Source organism: Caldicoprobacter faecalis, assembly GCF_900115765.1.
GTDB classification, from domain to species: Bacteria; Bacillota; Clostridia; order Caldicoprobacterales; family Caldicoprobacteraceae; genus Caldicoprobacter; species Caldicoprobacter oshimai.
Map to the genome: position 1 here is coordinate 1 of NZ_FOXR01000087.1, position 1,058 is coordinate 1,058.

A 1,058-nucleotide genomic window follows, 5' to 3' on the forward strand; every position below is an offset into this window, starting at 1 on the left:
TGCTTAAGCCGCTGGACTTATATGCCTCAATCCTAGCTTCCCACTGTTGCTTACGCTCTTTGTGCGTCATAGATAATCCCTCCTCATCATTTCTACGGAGGAATTATCTCACATCTGATTACAAATTTTTAGGTGTGCTCTATTTGACGCTTACACATTCTCTATTGGGTGGTATAATAGCTTAAAAATATTTTTTCTTTCAATTGTTTCCGTTTTTCTTCCACCTTCTCTACTTCTATCGTAATATAATTTTCTACACCTTTTCCAATCTGTTATGTACTGCCGCACAGTTGATGATGAACCATCATATCCCATCCCACGTATCTTTTTTTCAATCTCAGAACCCATAATCCCTTTCTCAAGACATTCATCAATCTCTTTTATGTATGGTGTTAATTTCCCGTTTTTCTTTTTGCCATAGGAAGCATGGACTGGATTAAAGTTTTCATCAAGATATCTCCGAATTGTTGATCTATTAAGTCCAGTACGTCTGGATATCTCATGATTGCTACAACCTATTTTCTTTAACTCACGCACTTCATTCACACGTTCCATTTTTTGTTTCACTTTCTCTTCGTGCACGGTCATCATCTTTGTTTGAAATGAAGATTCTCTTTCTTCGAGCGTCATTGACATCAGCCTATCATAAGCCCGTATATCCATATTTTTTATGGGGTGTTAAAATAAAATTGTGTCTGGTGTATAATAAAATCACAAAGGAGGCTGGTAATTATGGATAAAAATACCTATTACCAAACAGTTAAAAATATGGCGGTTGAAAAAGTATTAAATCAGTATTGCTCTGATTCGGATCCATCACGCCCTGCCCTGAAAAAACTGCTGGAAGATTTGCTCGACTGGTTTATGTTGTCTGAACGCCAAATCTATCTCTTGAAAAACGAAAACGACAAAGGTAATGGCTTTTATGATAGAAAACTTGGTACGCCTATGGGTAACCTGGAAATCTCTGTCCCAAGAACTCGCACTGGCGATTTCAGACCCCACATCCTCCCTGAACCGTATAAAAGGGTGGATGAATCCTATACAGACCTTCTTAT

General features: G+C 37.8%; 2 protein-coding genes. One reads left to right on the top strand and one right to left on the bottom strand.

The genetic code is table 11. The features are described 5' to 3' along the window. Positions 1–150: 150 nt before the first annotated feature. Positions 151–582, bottom strand: coding sequence for a hypothetical protein (locus BM241_RS12145; RefSeq protein ID WP_242948412.1), 432 nt, complete (start codon positions 580–582; stop codon positions 151–153). Between the two features lie 150 nt (positions 583–732). Between BM241_RS12145 and BM241_RS12150 the strand changes: the two genes are divergently transcribed. Further along, positions 733–1,058: transposase (locus BM241_RS12150; RefSeq protein ID WP_177206175.1), on the top strand; the 326-nt coding region annotated here is incomplete at its 3' end.